This window comes from Yersinia entomophaga (assembly GCF_001656035.1).
Classification (GTDB): Bacteria; Pseudomonadota; Gammaproteobacteria; order Enterobacterales; family Enterobacteriaceae; genus Yersinia; species Yersinia entomophaga.
Genome location: NZ_CP010029.1, coordinates 3,475,195 through 3,495,256 on the forward strand (window position 1 = coordinate 3,475,195; position 20,062 = coordinate 3,495,256).

Below are 20,062 nucleotides of genomic sequence, written 5' to 3' on the forward strand. Positions count from 1 at the left end.
AACTAACCTTATGTTTTAAATGATTTTATTTTCAGAATAGGCGTGGTGGACACCCATTATTTGATTTAAGTCGAGTTCATCATTTAAGTAAATGGGCGGAAGTCTGTTGATGCTAATGAATCGCTATTCTTATGACTTGAGACAATCTTTAACTTGTTAGATATCACGTATTAATCTTTATCTTATTTACGATTAATTAGTATCCTGATAAATTAGTAAATGAATAATATATGGTTAATATACTAGGTAAAAATATCTACGGTGATAAATTAATTATTTAACGTGTAATTTAACTTAAAGAGGACCAATCCATGTTGGTTGGATATGCCCGTGTCTCTGCGGATGATGAAAAATTGAATTTACAACGCGATTTTTTAAATCAGGTAGGGTGCGAAAGGTTATTTGAAGACCATTTCAACGGAGCAAAAGTGGAACGGCCCGGTTTACAACAAGCACTAAACTTTGTTCGTGCTGGCGATACACTCGTAGTGTGGCGATTAGATCGTCTGAGTCGTTCACTTAAAGATCTGATTGGAATGATGGCATTATTGGAAACAAAAGGCATCGCGCTAAAAAGTATTGAAGATGGTATTGATACCTCGACCAGCTCGGGGGAGCTTATTTTTCGACTTTTTGGCGCTCTGGCTAAATTTGAACGTAATGTGATCAAGGAAAGGAATCAGGCAGGATTAAGGGCTGCGCGCGCCCGGGGCCGTAATGGCGGCAGACCAAAAGCGCTGAGTCAGGATAAACAGGATTTGGCGGTAAAACTTTATGATGAGAAAAATTATACCGTGGCGCAGATTTGCCAGATGATGGGGATCTCTAAGCCTACGCTGTATAAATATCTTGGTGCCGCCAGAGGTGGCCGCACGGAATAGGATCCATGTCTCTCGGTCGATCCTTGCAGCGTTCAGCGGATTGTATGTTAGGAATTGATTAATTTTAATCACGCCTTGATCACCGTAGAAACCAAGCGTCAGATCTGGATACAGGGAGGGAAGTCTTGGGGCGCAGATGTTCGCCCCAATCCAATAAGGAAAGAATCAGCCTAATAATGCGCAGTTTGGCGGTAGACGACATAAGAGTGCCGCAGGCATCACTTCAATTCGGAACTGGCTACCAGACAGGGGTTCGCCATCCAGATTGAATCTGATGTCATGGGGTGCGCTGATTTCCAGCCAGGGTAGCGTGGCGTCGATGACATTTTTGTTTTCTTCGCCGCTGAACAGGCTGGTCAGCAGTGCGGGCAGAAGTTCGGTGGCCGTAAGCAGTCGCAGCTGTAGTAAGCCGTCATTAATCAATGCGTTCGGACAAAGTTCTTGCCCGCCTCCGGCCTGCTTACCGTTCCCAATTCCGATCACCAGCGCTTCACCAGACCAATGAAAATCCGGGCCGCGGATCTCGCATTGATCGGCTTTTAATGTGTCCATACGCATTAAACCGTGGACAAAGTATGAGGCACCGCCCAACGCCGATTTCAGCATCGCAGGCGTTTCGGTAGTAATGCGTGCGCCAAATCCCCCGGTTGCCATATTGATAAAATAACGGTCGTCATTAACTTTAGCGATATCAATAGGAACGGCGCGGCCTTTTATCGCCAGCTGCAAGGCATTATCGATTTGCAGAGGAATACTACAGGCGGTGGCGAAGTCGTTAGCCGTACCGAGAGGCAAAATGCCCAGGCTGGGAAGCGTATGGCCAGGTGGTAAAGCCGCTAACGCTGCCGCGACTTCATTGATGGTGCCATCTCCACCGCCGGCAATCACGGTATCGACCCCCAGTGCGATAGCCTCGTTAACATAACGGGCGGCATCTCCCTGTTCCCAGGTGGTACGCACATGTAGGGTTAATCCCTCATCTCGCACGTTTTTTACTGCATTACGCACTTCTGGATTTCCGCCTTCTTTACCGTTGAGAATAAGAAGGCTGGGTGGCGTTTGAGTCATAACATGCTCCGGAGGTGGTAGGTTATATCACTAACAGTAAACCATAACGCTTTGCTCTGACTATCAGAATATTTGAGTAAAATCGCAGAAAATAAAAAGTAAGATCGGGTAGGTTGATTCCTATAAATAGGGGATAGCGTAGAGTTATTCTGGATTAGAATTAAACTGGATTCGGAGTATTATTACGTTAATTCGGGTTAATAAATTAAGTGAAATTTATTGGGTTATTAGCGATTATTTTAACGCGTTAGGTTAATTATTTAGTGGTGAAAAATAACTTAAAATTCAATTGGTTAAGAAATTAAAAAGAAAAGGCCGGCCCAAGGGAGATTGGGCCAGCCAAGGAGGTGGTTCCTAGTCTTGCTGTCTAACTATTTTAGTTCTTTATTGTACTCGAGCTATAGTACCTTGCAGACATTATAATAGATGTGATCTATTTCTAATATTTGTCAAAAATGCCACTCATTGAGTGGCATTAGATATTAAGTCTAAATACTACTGTTTTTCATGCGGATTACGCGTATTAGTTCCATCCAGATTACGGATTAGCAGTGCATATTCCACATCGATTTCTTCGGGAATGGGCAAATACATGATATGTCCATTTCCCGGAGCAACCTCAGCAGCCTGGCCTTTTTTATCCAGCATGCTTTCCAGCGTAAACTGAATATTGCCGGTTGGGGTCATTAATTCGACGCTATCTCCGACGGAGAATTTATTTTTAACCACCACTTCCGCCAGCCCATCCCGCCGGTCGCCGGTAAATTCTCCAACAAACTGCTGCCGCTCGGAAACTGAGTAGCCGTAGTCATAGGTTTGTTGGTCTTCATGGACGTGGCGACGCAGGAATCCTTCGGTATAACCGCGGTGTGCCAAGCCTTCTAGCGTGGTGAGCAGCGAAGGATCGAAAGGTTTTCCGGCAACTGCATCATCGATAGCGCGGCGGTAAACCTGAGCGGTGCGAGCGCAATAGTAGAAGGACTTGGTACGGCCTTCAATTTTCAACGAGTGAACGCCAAGCTGAGTCAAACGCTCTACGTGCTGGATTGCCCGTAAGTCTTTGGAATTCATGATATAGGTGCCGTGCTCATCTTCTGAGGCGGTCATGTATTCCCCCGGACGCATGGCTTCCTCAATCATAAAGACTTTATCGGTCGGTGCGCCGATACCCAGCGTTGGTTCGACATTTTTCACCGGAATTGGCTGGTGAATATGCACGATATTGCCGATATCGTCCTGTTTGCCTTCTTCAACTTTATATTCCCAGCGACACGCATTGGTACAGGTGCCCTGATTCGGATCACGCTTATTGATATAGCCGGAGAGCAGGCAACGGCCGGAATAGGCCATGCACAGTGCGCCATGGACGAAGACTTCCAGCTCCATTTCTGGCACTTGTTCGCGGATTTCAGCAATTTCTTCCAGAGATAGCTCGCGGGATAAAATCACCCGAGTCAGCCCCATTTGCTGCCAGAATTTCACCGTCGCCCAGTTAACTGCGTTGGCCTGCACCGACAGATGAATATCCATCTGTGGGAAAGCTTCGCGCACCATCATGATCAGGCCGGGATCGGACATAATCAGCGCGTCCGGCCCCATATCGATCACTGGTTTCAGGTCGCGTAGGAAGGTTTTTAGCTTTGAGTTATGTGGGGCGATATTCACCACAACGTAGAAGCGCTTGCCTAAAGCATGGGCTTCCTGAATCCCTAAAGCCAGATTTTCATGATTAAATTCATTATTGCGAACGCGTAGGCTGTAGCGAGGTTGACCGGCATACACGGCATCGGCACCGTAAGCGAAAGCGTAGCGCATATTCTTCAGCGTACCGGCTGGAGACAGTAATTCAGGTATAAACATGGGAGATTCTCAGTCTGAGTTCAAGTCAGAACCACGCCCTGGGGAGTGGCAAAAGCCGATGATTGTAGCGCCAGAAAAGCGGAAAATCAGCCCTTGCACAATTTTTGTAGGGTTTAAATGATCTGGATCAAAATAGCCAAGAAGAGCGCGGCCTGTTACTGCCGCGCAGTCGTTAGTAGGGTACAAATTAATCTACAGCGTCAGGTCTTTAATGGTGGTGGTGGGGCCGTTTTTCGTTACAGAGGCAATGCCATTTTTAGCTGCGGCTTCAGAACTATAAGATTCGCTGACGCCGATAACTTGATGATTCTTGGCTTTCAGCACAAAGTAAGGTTCATTTTTAACGTTGTGCTTTAATTCGTATTGAGCTTCCAGGGGAGAATTGCTTTGGACTGATGCGATACCATTTTCAGCGGATGCTTTACTGGCGTACATCTCGCTGGAGAGAATAACTTCATTATTGCCGGCTTTCAGATTGAAATAATATTGACCGTTCTTCGCTTTTTTAAGCTCATAGTAGCCGATGGCCATAGTGTTTCTCCTGTTGGTTGAGTAGTCTCCTAATCAGTGTAGTCAACGCTATCCATAATGGAGATTCGCGTACCTGACTCAGCCAACATAACGCACCTTTGGCATAAAATACATTAGAGCAAACGACCCATTTCAGCCTCCCAGCGGTAGCCCATTCCATATACTGCGCGGATAAAGGGCTTTTCTTCATCGAAGGACTCCAGTTTTCGTCGCAGATTTTTAATATGACTGTCGATGGTACGATCGGTCACGACCCGGTAGTCGTCATACAGATTATTCAGCAGTTGTTCACGGGAAAATACGTGCCCCGGCTGCATTGCCAGAATCTTGAGTAAACGAAACTCTGCTGGAGTGAGATCCAGGGTGTGACCCTGATAGCTGGCGTGGAAGCGTGACTCATCAATTTGTAGCGGTGCCATGTCACTGGGCATTTCTCGCGGGCTATAGCAGCGGCGCAAAATAGTTTTCACCCGAGCCACCACTTCACGCGGGCTATACGGCTTGCAGATATAATCGTCAGCGCCGATTTCCAGCCCGAGTAAACGATCGATTTCCTCAGTTTTCGCTGTGACCATCACGATAGGTACATCGGAAAAACGACGTATTTCGCGACAGATACTGATACCGTCGCTGCCGGGCAGCATCAAATCCAACAGGATAATCGCTGGCGGAGCTTGCCGTACCGAGGCGACGACTTCAGCACCATTGGTCACCCATCGGGTCTGGTAACCCGCGGCCTGTAGATAATCCACCAACAGTTGCCCAAGCTTAGGCTCGTCTTCAACGATCAGTACCGGGCCATGTTGGCCTGGGGCGAAAATAGCTTCATTCATGGATATTTATTTTCCTGGTGAATGTGACAACGGAAAGTCTACCTTAATCAATACGCCGCCCAAAAGTGAATGTTCGGCGGCGATTTTTCCGCCGTGGGCTTCGACGATATTATGACAAATGGCCAGACCCAGCCCCGATCCGCCACTCGCTCGGTTACGTGAGGTTTCCGCGCGATAAAAGCGTTCAAAGATCCGCTGTAGCTGTTCGTCGCTGATACCGGGTTTGCTGTCTTGCCAGCACAGCGTGAGGGCATTGTCATCGAGACTCATGCTGATATTCAGTTGCCCACCGTTGTTGGTATAGAGCAGGCTGTTTTCCATCAGATTATGGAATAGCTGGGTGAGGCGATCCGGGTCGCCGAATATCATGGCCTGTCCGGGTAAGTGAGTTGTTACCGTCAGCCGTTTTTCCTCGATGCGACTTCGGAAACTGGCGAGCGCTACCTGCAATAAATGCACCAAATCCAGCTGAGTTTTACGGTAAGCCAGTGCCCCGCGATCGGACATGGAAAGCTGATGCAAATCGTTGACTAGTTTGGTTAACATCGCCACTTCGGCTTGCAAGGAACTGAGTGATTCCGGCGTAGGTTGGCGAACGCCGTCCTGTAAGGCTTCCAGCTCGCCGCGTAGCACGGCCAACGGCGTCCGTAATTCGTGAGAGACGTCGGCCATAAAGTCGCGGCGCATTTGCTCATTTTTTTCCAGCGAGCTGGCTAACTGATTGAAATCTTGTGCCAGTCTTCCCAGTTCATCGCGGCTACTGACGGCTACTCTGGTGCTGAAATCCCCGGCAGCCAGTCGATGGGTGCCTTCCACCAAACGTTTTACCGGAGCCAGCATCCCCCGCGAAAGTAGCCAGGTTACGGCGGCGGCTAGCAAAGTGGAGAGGGCGACAATCATCCAACTGGTACGGCGTTGTTGCAGGTCAAAATTGATATCGGCATCGCGAGTGAGTTTTTCCGAGGGGGTGGCGATCACCCAGCCGACGATCTGATCGTCATATTTTATGGGGAGGCGTGAACCCTCTTTAGGCACTGCTCCGGTGTGGCCAACCAACAGCTTAAAGTGACTGTCTACTACCCAAAACTGGGTGCGCCAGCCGCGTGGCGGAAGATTATGGCTATTATCGCTGTTTTGCTCGAAGGATCGCATGATTTGATACACCACACGATCGTTATTACGCAGGAAATTCCAATTGCCGTAGTGCTTGTATTGTTCTTCCAATGCGTCACCCAGCATGGCGATACGTTGCTCATTGCTGTGCTTGATATAATCGATAAAACCGCGCTCAAAGCTAGCACGCATTCCCCAATGCATGGTGATTAACACCAACATACAGGTGGCGAAAATCGCCATAAATAACTTACTGGTAATGCCAATTCTCATGCTGTCCTCATTTCTGGCCTGTTGTATCCAGAGTGCGGTTTTTACGAATATCCTGCGGTACTTTGGCAAAGATTAACGCCGGTAAGGCAATGACAATCGCCATGCAGAGATAGCTGTAAAGGAAGGCGCTGTGGGTCGCCGGTGAGTTAGTGACGACCTGATTGTGGGCAAACATACCGAGAACGATCCCGGCGATGCTAACGCCCATACTCATAGCCAACTGCATGACCATGGATAACAGACTGTTTCCACTGCTTGCCAGCCTGTCGGGCAAGTCTTTCAGGGTTAGCGTATTCATAGTAGAAAACCGCAAAGCGTTGAGCATTCCCTGAAAGAATAAAACCACTGGCAGCAGCCATAGCCAGCCCATCAGAGCGACTAACGGGAAGCTCAGGCTAACCACCGCCAGTAGCAGAGTGGCACTGACCAATACCTGACGATAGCCGAAGCGGTTAACCACTTGCACGATAATTCGTTTAATTCCCATGCTACCAATAATCATGGGAATCATCATCAGACCAGCGTGGAACGGAGTAAAACCCAGACCAATCTGTAGGAAAATCGGCGTCATAAAAGGCAGCATTCCACTGCCGATACGCCCCGTCATACTGCCAATTAGCCCTAAAGTGTAAACTTTATTCTTGAACAATCGCAGCGAGAATAGGGCTGAAGGATTACCTTTGGCGTGCCACCCATAGCCCAGCAGCGCCAGCAGCCCGCAAATAATTAATCCAACAATGGCGGCGGGGTGCAGGCCAAGTCCTTTATGGCCGTCGAGCGCCAGTGTCAACGTAGCCATACCGACTGCCAACATCAAAAAACCGCTGATATCAAACCGGCGAGTTTGCATGGTGTAATTAGGCATTAACATCAGAGTGGCAATGGCGCCTATCAATCCAACCGGCAAATTAATCAGGAAAATCCAATGCCAACTGGCGTACTCCACCAGAAAACCGCCGAGCGCTGGCCCCATCAGCGGGCCAACCTGTCCAGGCAGAGTCACAAAGGCCATCGCCGCCATATATTGTTCGCGTGGAACGATTTTCATCACGGTTAAACGACCAACTGGCACCATCATCGCGCCGCCGATACCTTGAATGACGCGGGAGAAAACTAGCTCATTCAGGGACGCGGATCGAGCGCACATCAGTGAGCCAATGGTGAACAGGATAATCGCGGAGAAAAACACCCACTTCACGCCAACTCGATCCGCCAGCCAGCCGCTGGCAGGGAGCATAACTGCCACGGTCAGCACATAAGAAACAACCACCGACTGCATACGCAGCGGGTTTTCCCCCAGACTGGCGGCCATTGACGGCAACGCAGTGTTGACGATAGTGGTATCCAGCGCCTGCATGAAAAAGCCAAAGGCGACGATCCACAACTGCCAGCGAACCGACGTGGACCGAAGCGGCGTTAGCGTTTCTGGGGACATATTACTCAATCCTCTGTAGGGGCTGACGGCTAAAACGGCTGCACAGGCGATCGAAACACAGGTAAACCGCCGGTGTAGTATAAAGCGTCAAAAGTTGGCGCATAATCAGGCCGCTAACGATGCTCATCCCCAAGGAGGGGCGCAGTTTCGCGTCGTCGCCGCAGCCTAGAACCAAGGGCAAGACGCCAAATAGCGCCATCAGCACGGTCATCATAATCGGGCGGAAACGTAGCAAACTGGCCTGAAAGATAGCCTCTCTGGCATTGAGATTGCCGTTTCGCTGCGCTGCCAAAGCCAACTCCACCATCATGATGGCGTTATTTTTCACTATGCCAATCAGCAACATAATACCGATCAGGGCTTTCATACTGAAAGGCGCGTCAAGCACCGCCAAAGCCAACAACGCGCCGACGCCAGCGGAAGGTAACGTGGACAGAATTGTCAGTGGATGGACGTAACTTTCATTTTATCCAGCGAACTGACGTCCTGCGTATATTGCCGGGCGACTTCCATCACGACTTTGTATTGATTTAACGGCTGATAATGATAAATAGTGGAGATCTGTCGTTGCCCAAAAGCGTTATTTAGCAATGTATTGGCATCGGAAACGCGGGTGCCCAAGCGCGCCAGCCTTTCACGATCGACAGTCAGCCCCAGCTTGGCACCTTTGTGTTGTTGAGCGGCGTTAACGTCCGCCAGCTCTGGCGGTTTGGCAAATGCGGCGCGAATTTTGGCTCCCCAGATGCGCCAAGCGCTCAGAACGCCCACCTGTAAAGTGTCGTGGTTACTGGCGTTAGATTGCCTGCCGCCAATGCGGATATCCTGTGCTGCGGCTAAAAACAGGCTGGCTCCCGGCTCTTTGGTACCGCTTGCTTGGCCGCCGGTGTGAAGTGGCGCCAGACGGTAATGGCGATAATCACGACGGCCACCAGATCTGCCAGAATTACCGAGCGGGAAGTGCGTATAGGTTTGGCATTCATAGTGGCGAAGGATTCTCTTTTATGCTTGTGATTTTACGTGGAGACGATCCGTAATAGGCGTTAGCCAGATAACTTATATTTTATTAGTTTAGCTGTCTTTTCACGGAGAATAATGAAGGAAATATGGAATAGAAAGCTGATTCTTTTCAGTTTTGTCTGGGTAACGTTCTGTTTTGTAAAAAATACGGCATTTTAAAGGATGGCGGCGCGGAAAAAAGCCATTGTGTCAATGAGTCACGGAAAGGAAGAAGGCTGCGGATAGGTGTCAATGAGGCAGGAAATAACCGTTAGTTAACCGGTGCATCCTGCCTCAACACATTCACTATTTTTAACGATACAGCGTTTGCGCCCAGCGTGCCAGACCAGCGGTAACGGAGCCAAAATCATTGCCCCCAACCAGCGGAATGCCCGGTAACTGTTGCTGTAGTGCGCTGCGTAACAGTGGTGAACGGGCGCTGCCGCCGGTCAGGTAGATCACGTCTGGCTTGACGTTGCTGGTGGACAGCGCCAGGTTGACTTGTTCCTGAATGCGTTGCAACGGCTGAGTGATGGCATCGGCCAATTGCTGCTGACTGATCATTTGCCCCAACTCAGGTTTGACGAAGTCCAGCGCCGTGGCGATCTGCTCGTGCTGAGACAGCGCAATTTTGCTCTCTTCTGCCGCTCTTACCAAACGGTAACTCAAACGCTGTTGGTAGACTTTCAACAGCATTTCTACCTGTTGCGGGTTAGCCGCATCGCGAATCAAATCACGCAGGAAACGGCCGTTGGCCGTGCTGTAGAAATCGCTCTGCGCCGGAACATCGTTGGTGGCTACCGCATTCCAGTAAGGCAATGAAGGCATTGCGATGCCTTTTTCGGTTTCGCTACCCATACCAAACAGCGGCATTAACTGTTTAAACGCCAGCATGATGTCCAGATCGTTACCACCAACTCGACAGCCGCTGTGACCCAGCAGGCTTTGCTGACGATCCGCCATGCCCTGCCAGTTTGGTCCCATCAGTAACACCGAACAGTCGGTGGTTCCGCCGCCGATATCGACGACCAGCACGGTTTTTTCTTCGGTCAGCGTCGCCTCAAAGTCCAGACCGGCGGCCACCGGTTCAAATTGGAAAGCGATATCGCGGAAACCGGCACGCTGTGCGGCGCGCAGTAAAATGCCTTCGGCCTGACGGTTAGCGTCTTCGCCGCCAGAGCCCTGGAAGTTAACTGGACGGCCAATGACGGTCTGGCTGATTTCGGTTTGTACGGCAGATTCCGCCTGACGTTTGATGTGGAACATCATGGCGCAGACCAGATCTTCAAACAGGGCGATTTGCTGAGGTTTTAAACCGGTCGCCCCGAGGAAGGATTTGGGGGATTTAACGAAGTAAACTTCTTCCGGATCTTCGATGTATTGAGCCAGCGCCGACAGGCCAAAATGCAGGCTGTCCGCATTGACTGGAATATCTTCTTCACGGTTAAAAGCGATGGCCCGCCGTAACAACTGTTGGTTTTCATCGCTGCCGGTGGGCACCTGCCAGTGACGATGCAGGCATTCACTTACCGCCTCTCGCGTGGGCGCGCATAACATGGAAGGCAAATAAACGTCGTTATTTTCCAATACCAGCAGTTCGGGAGCATCGTCCCGCATTATGGCCACAGAACAGTTCGCCGTGCCGTAGTCAAAACCAATGAACATAATTGCTCCCAGGCCAAATAAAGGGGGGCGACTTTACCTTAGAGTGCGCAGAGGAGCAATCGACAAATCAGAGTCATTGGCGGGAATAATTCGGGTATCGGTTCAGGTTTTCTCTAAATGACATTTTTGAATCTGCCGTAGGCTATTTATTGCTTAAATAACCGCAGCCTAAAATATCGGTCAGACGTGCGGTGCGGGCAATACTGTCACCGTCGACCAAATCGACGCCAATATGACTAAGTTTATCCAGGATCGCCAACTGATCGGCAGGCCCCGCGAGGGTTTTGACCCCGGCTTGGTGAGCGGCGCCGTTGATAATCGAGACCATCACTTCGTCCATTTGATTGGTATGAATATTGGCGATCAGACCGACGTCGAGTTTTAAATAATCCATCTTGAGGTGATTTAACCTACTGAAACCATTCATGTTGGCTGAAAAATCCGTCAGGATAAGTTTGCCGCCCAGCCTCTGCAGGCGAGTGATAAAATTATCGATAGTGGACGAATGGCGCAGCAGCGTAGATTCCTGTATCAACCAATGCAGATCGGAGGCTGGAATGACGGATTGTTGCAGGCTATCCAGCAAAAAGTGGCGAAAGCTTTCTTCCTGTAGCGATTCTTCGGATAAAGCCACGGCGACCTTGAGCGCCTTACTTTGAATATTTTCGCCCTGTATACATAACAATTGGTGGCAGATCCATTTATCTACCTCCGGGCGCAGGCCATAAAGCAAGGAGGCCGAGAGAAAATCGTCCTGGCTCACGGCCTGTTTGTCATTCGGGATAACCGACGGGACCAGTTGGTAGAAAGCCACGTTATTCGGTATGAGCGGCGGAGCGGCGGCGGTAGCCAAAAGCTCTAGCTGATTCTCTTCCAGAATATGCAGAATTTCATCTTTGCTCAGTAGCTCATGCTGGCGTGCCAACAGCTGTTTTTGCCGTGGCTGGAAGAGATACACCTGCCCACGACCACTGTGTTTGGCGGTATAGCAGGCAATGTCCGCCTGCTCCATCAGTTCACTACGCTTGCTGTTTTGACTATTGATTTGGGTTATACCGGCGCTGGCGCCGATACGGTATTGCTTACCTTCCCAGTAGAACGGGTAGTCATTAATCAGCGAAACCATTCCCTGCACCACGGTTTTAGCTCTGGTGACGCTGCAGTTTTGCAGTAACAGGCCAAATTCATCGCCGCCAAGACGGGCAACGCAATCGCTAGTACGTAAATACTTACGCATCAACGCGCTCAATTCTGTTAACAACGCGTCTCCGGCGGCATGTCCGGCTGTATCGTTAACCGCTTTAAAGCGATCCAGATCGAGGAAGCCTAATGCGTGCTGTTGATTATGTTCGATGCTTTTTTGAATCGCATTTTTCAGCTGATACTCAAAATTCGCGCGGTTAGGCAAGCTGGTCAGATTATCGTGCGAGGCGCTGTAGCTGAGTTTACGCATCATTTCGCGCGATTCGCTGACGTCCTGGAAGACCATAACGGCACCGACGGTTTCCCCTTCCAAGGTTTTCAGCGGCGCGACGGAATCCTTAATGTCATAACGTTCGCCGTCCCGATTGTGCAAAATCAGCGAAAGGTTATTTTGCGGCGGTGAAACCCCGTTAAGACAGTACCAGACCGGATTTTCCACGTTTAAACCGGTGCTGCTATCGGTTAAGTGAATGATTTGATCGATAGGTTGGCCAAGGGCGATGGTATTGGCCCAGCCGGTCATTTTTTCTGCCACCGGGTTCATAAAGGTAATATGCATTTCCCGATCGGTACTGATTACCGCTTCACCGATGGCGTCCAGCGTGATATGCAGGCGTTCCTTCTCTTCGTGCAGGGCTTCTGTCAGGCTTTTCACTTCGGTTAAGTCCAGCGCAGTGCCGATTAAACGCAAAATATCGCCTCGACTATCGCAAATCATATTGGCCTGATTACGAATATGGCTGATTTGGCCGCTGCGAGACACAATGCGATATTCCAATCGATAGGGCTGACAGTGAGTCAGCGCCGCGGCAAATTCGCGGTCAATGCGCGCACGGTCGTCGGGATGGATGCGATCTCGCCATGCCTCTATGCTAGGAATCGTATTCGGCGGCAGATCATACAGTTCGAACATTCGTTTATCCCAACTGATGGTGTTCTCTTTCAGGTTCCATTCCCAAATTCCCACTCCACCGGCTTCATTCGCCAGGGTAATGCGTTCCATCAGCCGACGATTGACCATTTCGGTTTTTTTCAGGTCATTAATATCTTCAACCTGAGAAATAAAATAGAGCGGACGCTGCTCGTGATCTCGAACCACGCTGACGACCAATAGCGCCCAAACCACTTCGCCGTCGCTGCGAATATAGCGTTTCTCCATGGTGTAGCTGGGGATCACGCCGTCAAACAGGTCTTCCAATAGCTTGAGATCGGCGGTGAGATCTTCCGGGTAGGTGATTTCCTGAAAGGTTAAATTGAGCAGTTCTCCTTGGCTGTAGCCGAGTAAATTGCACAAGGCTTTGTTGACCTGTATCCATTTACCTTCCGGCGACACCAGTGCCATACCGATGGCCGAATATTCCATCGCGTTCCGAAAACGGTTTTCGCTCTCGATAATATGATCTTTTTCAGTGCGAAACGCGTGCATCACCATCGACATCGCGTGTGGCGGCACTAACACCAGTAATAGCGGAATAAACGTAAAAGCCTGAATAAATAGCTGACCGCTCACCTGATTGGTGAACAGATTGAAATTAATCATCAGCGCAATCAATACCGCGGTGAGACAGAAGATGATAAATGCTTCCAATCGGGGCAGCCGAATAGCGACCCAAATCAGCGCCATCACGATGAAAGTAAAGGGGAAGGGTAGGTAAGTCAGCGCCAGATAACAGCAAGTTAAAGATAAAATTAGCATCCAGATCATTTCAAACAGAGTTTGCGATCGCAGGGATGATCTGAAATAGCCTTGCTGATAAAGCAACCCAACGGGTGCCAACGCCAATATGCCAATGGATTCAGACATAAACCAAAGGGTGAATAGCTGGCCGAAATCGCGGTGGTCCGGAGCCAGATAAAATGCTGCCGCGAAGCCGCTGAGTATGGGGATCAGCAAAACTGCCGTCAAAACAAATTTAAGCCAGCTAAACAGGCTGTGTAGCGGATCTTTCGGCATTAACAGGCGGCGTAGCAGCCAGGCACCGGCGATAGACTCCACCAGATTGATTAGTGTCAAAGGGACAGAAAACCAGCTAGGGCCGTAGAGCGTGATATTCGCCAGAATAATAGCCACGCCAGCGACAAGCAGTTGCAGCGGCCAATAACGTAACCGCAGATGAAATAAAGCCACCATCAAAATAGCGGTAGGGAACCACAGCGGCGCGAGGTTACGTGAAGTTTCCGACAGTTGGATGCAAAAAAGCGCGAGCAGGTAAATCAGGCCGCTGATAAGCGCGATGTTCAGAAGAACATGATATGAATGATTTCGTGCTATCGCTCTGATTCTCATGGCGAACCTTATGTGTAACCTGCGAATTGCCAGCGGCATAGGAAAAATGCCGCTGGTTTTTGAATCCTAGTACAGAAGGGCGATACTGACCATTGTTCCGCGCGTTATCATGGTTGATATCGCCGCGAGAATAAGCCCTCGTTTCACATGGGTTCCTAAAAATGATAGTGAGATCAGACCAAAAATAACGTTGCCAGACCGAGGAAAATAAAGAAACCCCCAGTATCGGTAATCGCGGTGATCATCACACTTGAGCCAATCGCCGGATCTCGCCCCAGCCGCGCCATGGTCATTGGAATCACGACGCCCATCAGTGCCGCAACCAACAGATTAAGCATCATTGCCAGCGTCATGACGCCGCCCATGGCTAAATCGCCGTACAGGATATAGGTCACAATGCCCATAATACCGCCCCATACTATGCCGTTGATCAGCGCGACACCCAGTTCTCTCATCATCAGGAATGAAATGTTGCTGTTGCCTAATTGGATATGGTGCAACGCCAGCGCACGGACAATCATAGTAATGGTCTGATTGCCGGTATTGCCGCCAATGCCGGCCACAATGGGCATCAATGCTGCCAGTGCAACCAATTGAGAAATGGTATGTTCGAATAAACCTATTACTCGTGAAGCGATAAAAGCGGTGCACAGGTTAATGGCCAACCAGGACCAACGGGTGCGAACCGCGCGTCCTACCGGAGAGAACACGTCTTCTTCCGGGCTTAACCCCCCCATACGACGTAAATTGGTGTCGCTTTCTTCATTCACCACGTCAACGATTTCTTCGATGGTCAGTCGTCCCATCAGCTTGCCTTTGGCGTCCACAACGGCGGCGCTGATCAAGTCATAACGTTCGAACGCCCCGGCGGCGTCTTCTGCCTTTTGTTCCGGCTGGAAAGTGGTCGGCTCACTGTTCATCACTTTGAACACCTGAGTATCCGGTGAGTGCAGCAGAATGGTGGTGAGGGGCAATTCGCCCAGCAGCGTATTCTTCCGATCGATCACGAAAATTTTATCGGTGGCATCGGGAATGCTCTTACGATAGCGCAGATAGCGCTGAACGGTTCCTAGCGTGATGTCGGCACGTACCGTGACCAGCTCGAAGTCCATCATCTGGCCGACGGTATCTCGGCCATATTGAATCACTTCCCGCACTCGCGCTCGTTGAGCCGGATCGAGTGACGTCAGCAAGCGCCCCATCAGGTTGCGCGGCAGGTATTCGGCCAAATAAGCCTGCTCGTCCACGTGCAGATTGCGCATGGCTTTCAGCAGGTCTTTATCGCTCATTTCTTCGATCAGGCTGTCCCACACCGTTTCGGAGGCTTCAACCAGCGTATGGCCGCGAGAGTTGTTATCCACCAGACGCCACAGCGCCAGACGTTCATCTTGCGGCAAAGCTTCCAGTAAATCGGCGAGATCCGCGGCGTGTAAGTCGGCCAGCAAATGCTTAATCTCGGCGGTTTGATCCAGCAATTGTTCATCGCTGAGTTTTTCCCGATCGTCCAGGCGACCGAGAATACCGTCAACCAGCGCTTTATTATTCAGTAATAGCGAAAGAATACGGTGACGAATAGCGGCCAGTTTTTTAGCGTCAAATTTGGCGGACGTTGGGTGCTGATGTACGTCGGAAACGGTAGGGGCTGACATAGTGGTCCTTAACTCAATGCATTATGGGGGGATAACCCCGCTTTTTATTTGTTCGCGTCATGTCAGGGTGACAGAGGTGTTCGGCAAACGGTGGCCGCTATGCAGCCAAAATTTTTGTCACGGTTATTTATGATTATGGGTTTTATCCGCGTAGCGCGATTCGCCACGCTCAAGACTGTGGGATAGGTAAGAGGTCTGCGGCAGACATCTTACCTATCTTAAGAGGCAAATCAGCTATTAAGGCGTTAAATCAGGCTGAGGCGGCGTGTATTCCCGATCCACCGGTTGCTCAATCTGTTCTGATTGATTACGTTCCTGATGATGAGGAATCGCCGCGATTGCCGCGTAAAGTAAACGGCCAAACAGAATGATAAAACTGACCAGTAATATGATTTTGGTTAACTGCGTCGATTTTTTGTTTCTCATACTCGTTTTTGCACTGTGTTGTCCGTTAGAGATAAGCATCAGGGGCCAGCTGCGACCCCTGAATTCGGAGAGCATCGGCGTTAATCCGTCTCGTTTTCTGCTTCTGGCGCGTCTTCTTCCTCGATAATCAGCTTCCAGCCGATTACGTCATTCCAATAAGCCTGTTCCCGTTCAACATCGAGCTGCACCAGACTGTTTTGTGAAAAGTAGCCGTAAGGGAAGCGCAGAGTCCAATGATTATCATCGGTGATCAGCCGTAAGCTTTCTGGCTTAGTGGTGGACTGGCGTTGGTTGTTCAGTAAGGCACCCAAGCGTAGCAACTGGATCAGCGGCAGGTAGTATTTCTTTTTAAACAGGTTAAGACGCGGTAATTCATCCAGTTTCATGGCTTTACGATGGAATCGCACCAGTGACGCCAGTAATAATTGCTGTTCCTGATTAAAGCCCGGTAAATTGGTGTTTTGCAGAATATAGGCTGAGTGGCGATGCATTCCGCTGTGATTGATACTCAGCCCGACCTCATGCAGCATGGCGGCCCATTTCAACAGCGCTTCGAGCTGCGGCTGCACCAATTTAGGGTTTTGCTCCATCCACTGGGTATAGAGTAGCTCGGTGGTTTCCAGCACCCGGCGCGCCTGTTCGCGATCGATATTGTAGTGATCGGCCAGACTTTTTGCCGTCCGCTGACGAATATCCTGATGGCGGAAACGGCCTTCCATTTCGTACAGCACGCCTTCACGCAGCGCACCGTCGGAAAGACGCAGATCTTTGATCGCTAACGCATCGAATACGCCGCACATAATCGCTAAACCTGGCACAAATACTGATTGGCGATCTTCAGATAAACCCGGCAGGCTCAGCGCGCTAAACTGCTTGAATTGCAACACCTGCTCAACCAGCATTTCCAAACGTTCTGGCGTAATCAAACCGTCTTTTTCACCCATTTCGACCAGCACTTCATGGGCGGCTTTAATCGTACCCGAAGCCCCAAGAGCGTACTGCCAACCTTGAATGCGATATTGCCATGCCAGCGTTTCCAACTTTTGCGCCGCTGCCAGACGAGCGCGCTTAAAGTTAGCCTTACTGATTTCACCATTCGGGAAAAATTGCTGAGCGAAGCTGACGCAGCCCATGCGACGGCTTTCTGCCAATAGTGGTTCAAAATCTTCGCCGATAACCAGTTCGGTCGAGCCACCGCCGATATCGATCACCAGTTTGCGACCTTTCTCCGGCTGAGTGTGTTCCACGCCCATAAAAATCAGACGAGCCTCTTCCTGACCGGAAATGATCTCGATCGGGTAGGGAATCACTTCGGCGGCGCGTTTCAGAAACACTTCGGCGTTGGCGGCCTGTCGCAGGGAGTGCGTCCCCACGATACAGACGTTATCCGGCGAGAAACCTTGTAGCCGTTCGGCAAATAGAGCCAGACAGGCCAGACCGCGTTCCATCGCTTCTTCGCTAAGAATATTGTTACTGTCTAATCCATCAGCCAAATGTACGCGCTGTTTTAAGCGGCCTAAAACCTGAAGTGCGCCGTTAACGACGCGGGCAATCACCATATGGAAACTATTGGAGCCAAGGTCAATGGCGGCAATTTCCTGCGGTTTAGTGGTGGAGTTACTGGTTAGCGGCATAGTTTTAGGCCTATTGCTCTGGTTGTTCCAGCGCTTTTAAATAATCATAAATGGCAATCTGTGCACGTACTTTGCGCCGATTTCCGCGCGGTACATAACGATTACTCAGTTCTTTATCAATATAACGGGCTTTTACCGTGTCGTTGAACAGTAGCTCTAAGATATCCAACACTCGCTGTTTCAGTTTCGAATCCAGCAGGGAAACGGCCACTTCGATACGATAATCAATATTTCGGGTCATCCAGTCCGCTGATGAGAGATAAACCAGCTTGTCGCCTTTATTCTCAAATACGTAAACGCGGTCATGTTCCAGAAAGCGGTCAACGATGCTGGTGACCTGGATATTTTCACTGATGCCCGGCATATTGGGGATCAAAGAACACATTCCGCGTACCAATAAACGAATCTTCACGCCAGCACTGGAGGCGCTATATAACCGATCAACCAGTCCTTTATCTACTAAATTATTAATTTTCAGCGTGATCCCGGCGCTTTCTCCCGCCTGTGCATGGATGATTTCCTGATCAATCAATTGATACAACATCAGGCGCGAGTTTTGCGGTGATACCATCAAATTGTCGAATTTAACTGGCCTATAAGGGTTCTCAATAAAGTTAAATACCCGGCGAACCTCATTGGTAATGCGTGCATCGGCAGTTAACAGCGAGTAATCGCTATAAATACGCGCGGTTTTCTCGTTAAAGTTACCCGTCCCTATATGAGCATAACGGACGATTTGGTCGCCTTCCAGGCGGGAAATCAGGAATAATTTGGCGTGAATCTTCAGCCCTGGCGCAGAGAAAATAACGTGTACGCCCGCGGCGGTGAGGCTTTTGGCCCAGTGAATGTTGGCTTCTTCATCGAAACGCGCCTGTAGCTCCACCACCACCGTGACTTTTTTACCGTTATGGGCGGCGTGAATCATAGATTCAATAATGCGTGAGTCTTTGGCGACGCGATAAATATTGATTTTGATTGCCAGCACGCTGGGGTCGAAAGACGCCTGACGCAGTAATTCCAGCACGTGTTCAAAGGTGTGATAAGGATAATACAGCAGCACATCCTGCTCACGGATCGCGTCAAAACCGTTGCGGAATTTATCAAACCAAATATGGCGTAGGCGCGGCATCGGGCGATTCACCAGATTGCTTTTCCCTACGTTAGGGAAGCCGATGAAGTCTTTGAAATTGTGATAACGGCCACCGGCAATGACGGAGTCATCATTGGAAATACCGAGTTTATTTCGAAGTAATTCCACCATTTCATCGGGCATATCTCGCTGATAAACAAAACGCACCGGCTCGGCGGTTAAACGCTGCTTCAGACTGGATGACATCAACTCCAGCAGGCTGGACTCCATTTCCGTAACCAGATCGTATTCCGCATCGCGGGTCATTTTCATCGAATAAGCGTTGAGCGCATCGTAATCGAAGAAGCCTTTAAAGATTTCATCGAGACAATAACGCAGAATGTTATCCAATAAGATCATTGGCTTGCGACGGCGCGGAGCTTCTGGTGGCAAATTAACGAAGCGCGGCACTTTATCGGAAGGAATTTCCAACAGCGCATAGGCGATTTCCTGCCCGCGGATAATCTCAACCGCCAGATAGGTGTAATCGTCTTTGAGAAATTGCACCAGATTGGTGTCGTGATTGATCAGTATCGGCGTAATGTGCTGACGCAAATGCTGTTTGAAATATTGTTTGAGCCAAATCTGCTGGTTCTCAGAAATCTGGCGTTCATTGATCAGGAAAATCTGATTCCGCGCCATTTCCAACAGAAGTTCGTTATACAGGCTGTCGAATTCCTGATCGGCTTTGACCACTTTGGCCTGAATTTTCTTTAGCAAATGGCGAGAGGACACGCCAGAGCCTTGCTCTTCGCTAATAAGAATTCGCCGCTTTAAGTCGGCAAAACGAACTTTATAAAATTCATCCAGATTATTGGAGTAAATGCCAAGAAAGCGCATCCGCTCTATTAGCGGGTTGCTCTTATCCGCAGCTTCCTGCAATACCCGTTCGTTAAAGGATAACCAGCTGAGTTCTTTCTCGGTGTAGAGCTTTTCCTGACCCATTGCAACTCCATTCAGATTTTTGTGGGAGTATTTAGTGTCCGTAGACATTATTGCGAGAGATTGACAGGAAAGTCCAACAGATATCATTAGTTAACATTGTCATGCAAACGCCATAAAACTGACATAAGATGCTC

At 49.6% G+C, this 20,062-nt stretch carries 14 protein-coding genes and 1 pseudogene; 1 reads left to right on the top strand and 14 read right to left on the bottom strand.

Annotated elements, in window-relative coordinates; translation table 11 throughout:
* Positions 1–311: 311 nt before the first annotated feature.
* Positions 312–881: a recombinase family protein gene (locus PL78_RS15650; protein WP_064516901.1), complete on the top strand. Its 570-nt coding sequence runs from the start codon at positions 312–314 to the stop codon at positions 879–881.
* Positions 882–1,046: 165 nt separating this feature from the next.
* Here PL78_RS15650 and yegS read toward each other — a convergent pair whose 3' ends face one another.
* From yegS to ppk1, 14 genes and pseudogenes are all read right to left on the bottom strand, one after another.
* Complete coding sequence (yegS, locus tag PL78_RS15655; protein ID WP_064516903.1) at positions 1,047–1,949, bottom strand: lipid kinase YegS; 903 nt, start codon at positions 1,947–1,949, stop codon at positions 1,047–1,049.
* A 495-nt stretch (positions 1,950–2,444) separates the two neighbouring features.
* Positions 2,445–3,764 (bottom strand): prephenate-dependent tRNA uridine(34) hydroxylase TrhP, encoded by a 1,320-nt coding sequence (gene trhP / locus PL78_RS15660; protein WP_235601041.1) that lies wholly within the window; start codon positions 3,762–3,764, stop codon positions 2,445–2,447.
* A gap of 237 nt (positions 3,765–4,001) precedes the next feature.
* Positions 4,002–4,340, bottom strand: a complete 339-nt coding sequence (locus PL78_RS15665) for a YegP family protein (protein ID WP_064516906.1) — start codon at positions 4,338–4,340, stop codon at positions 4,002–4,004.
* Between the two features lie 113 nt (positions 4,341–4,453).
* On the bottom strand, positions 4,454–5,173 hold the full coding sequence (gene baeR / locus PL78_RS15670) for an envelope stress response regulator BaeR (RefSeq protein ID WP_064516908.1): 720 nt from the start codon (positions 5,171–5,173) through the stop codon (positions 4,454–4,456).
* A 6-nt stretch (positions 5,174–5,179) separates the two neighbouring features.
* Complete coding sequence (gene baeS, locus PL78_RS15675; RefSeq protein ID WP_064516910.1) at positions 5,180–6,559, bottom strand: envelope stress sensor histidine kinase BaeS; 1,380 nt, start codon at positions 6,557–6,559, stop codon at positions 5,180–5,182.
* 7 nt (positions 6,560–6,566) lie between these two features.
* On the bottom strand, positions 6,567–7,994 hold the full coding sequence (mdtD, locus tag PL78_RS15680) for an MFS transporter (RefSeq protein ID WP_064516912.1): 1,428 nt from the start codon (positions 7,992–7,994) through the stop codon (positions 6,567–6,569).
* Between the two features lies 1 nt (position 7,995).
* Positions 7,996–8,855 (bottom strand): annotated as a pseudogene (locus tag PL78_RS20005) (efflux RND transporter permease subunit); the annotation flags it as partial.
* Positions 8,828–8,974, bottom strand: coding sequence for a hypothetical protein (locus PL78_RS20815; RefSeq protein ID WP_235600981.1), 147 nt, complete (start codon positions 8,972–8,974; stop codon positions 8,828–8,830). The gene PL78_RS20815 and the pseudogene PL78_RS20005, both read right to left, overlap by 28 nt.
* A gap of 328 nt (positions 8,975–9,302) precedes the next feature.
* Entirely contained in the window at positions 9,303–10,655 is a 1,353-nt protein-coding gene (gene yegD / locus PL78_RS15695) for a molecular chaperone (RefSeq protein WP_064516918.1), read from the bottom strand.
* Between the two features lie 142 nt (positions 10,656–10,797).
* Positions 10,798–14,145: a diguanylate cyclase gene (locus PL78_RS15700; protein WP_064516919.1), complete on the bottom strand. Its 3,348-nt coding sequence runs from the start codon at positions 14,143–14,145 to the stop codon at positions 10,798–10,800.
* 173 nt (positions 14,146–14,318) lie between these two features.
* Positions 14,319–15,794, bottom strand: a complete 1,476-nt coding sequence (gene mgtE / locus PL78_RS15705; RefSeq protein WP_064516920.1) for a magnesium transporter — start codon at positions 15,792–15,794, stop codon at positions 14,319–14,321.
* Positions 15,795–16,031: 237 nt separating this feature from the next.
* Complete coding sequence (locus PL78_RS15710) at positions 16,032–16,220, bottom strand: YfgG family protein (protein WP_064518482.1); 189 nt, start codon at positions 16,218–16,220, stop codon at positions 16,032–16,034.
* A gap of 80 nt (positions 16,221–16,300) precedes the next feature.
* Positions 16,301–17,854, bottom strand: a complete 1,554-nt coding sequence (gene ppx / locus PL78_RS15715; RefSeq protein WP_064516921.1) for an exopolyphosphatase — start codon at positions 17,852–17,854, stop codon at positions 16,301–16,303.
* Between the two features lie 10 nt (positions 17,855–17,864).
* Positions 17,865–19,928 carry a polyphosphate kinase 1 gene (ppk1, locus tag PL78_RS15720; protein ID WP_064516923.1) on the bottom strand — a complete coding sequence of 688 codons (2,064 nt, stop codon included), beginning with the start codon at positions 19,926–19,928 and terminating at the stop codon, positions 17,865–17,867.
* Positions 19,929–20,062 lie beyond the last annotated feature (134 nt).

What these genes read in the sequence shown, in the direction of transcription:
- PL78_RS15665 (WP_064516906.1), bottom strand. Translation starts at nt 4,340, where the DNA reads ATGGCCATCGGCTACTATGAGCTTAAAAAAGCGAAGAACGGTCAATAT.
- PL78_RS20815 (WP_235600981.1), bottom strand. Translation starts at nt 8,974, where the DNA reads ATGAATGCCAAACCTATACGCACTTCCCGCTCGGTAATTCTGGCAGAT.
- yegD (WP_064516918.1), bottom strand. Translation starts at nt 10,655, where the DNA reads ATGTTCATTGGTTTTGACTACGGCACGGCGAACTGTTCTGTGGCCATA.
- mgtE (WP_064516920.1), bottom strand. Translation starts at nt 15,794, where the DNA reads ATGTCAGCCCCTACCGTTTCCGACGTACATCAGCACCCAACGTCCGCC.
- ppk1 (WP_064516923.1), bottom strand. Translation starts at nt 19,928, where the DNA reads ATGGGTCAGGAAAAGCTCTACACCGAGAAAGAACTCAGCTGGTTATCC.
- baeS (WP_064516910.1), bottom strand. Translation starts at nt 6,559, where the DNA reads ATGAGAATTGGCATTACCAGTAAGTTATTTATGGCGATTTTCGCCACC.
- PL78_RS15650 (WP_064516901.1), top strand. Translation starts at nt 312, where the DNA reads ATGTTGGTTGGATATGCCCGTGTCTCTGCGGATGATGAAAAATTGAAT.
- baeR (WP_064516908.1), bottom strand. Translation starts at nt 5,173, where the DNA reads ATGAATGAAGCTATTTTCGCCCCAGGCCAACATGGCCCGGTACTGATC.
- PL78_RS15710 (WP_064518482.1), bottom strand. Translation starts at nt 16,220, where the DNA reads ATGAGAAACAAAAAATCGACGCAGTTAACCAAAATCATATTACTGGTC.
- trhP (WP_235601041.1), bottom strand. Translation starts at nt 3,764, where the DNA reads ATGCGCTACGCTTTCGCTTACGGTGCCGATGCCGTGTATGCCGGTCAA.
- mdtD (WP_064516912.1), bottom strand. Translation starts at nt 7,994, where the DNA reads ATGTCCCCAGAAACGCTAACGCCGCTTCGGTCCACGTCGGTTCGCTGG.
- ppx (WP_064516921.1), bottom strand. Translation starts at nt 17,854, where the DNA reads ATGCCGCTAACCAGTAACTCCACCACTAAACCGCAGGAAATTGCCGCC.
- PL78_RS15700 (WP_064516919.1), bottom strand. Translation starts at nt 14,145, where the DNA reads ATGAGAATCAGAGCGATAGCACGAAATCATTCATATCATGTTCTTCTG.
- yegS (WP_064516903.1), bottom strand. Translation starts at nt 1,949, where the DNA reads ATGACTCAAACGCCACCCAGCCTTCTTATTCTCAACGGTAAAGAAGGC.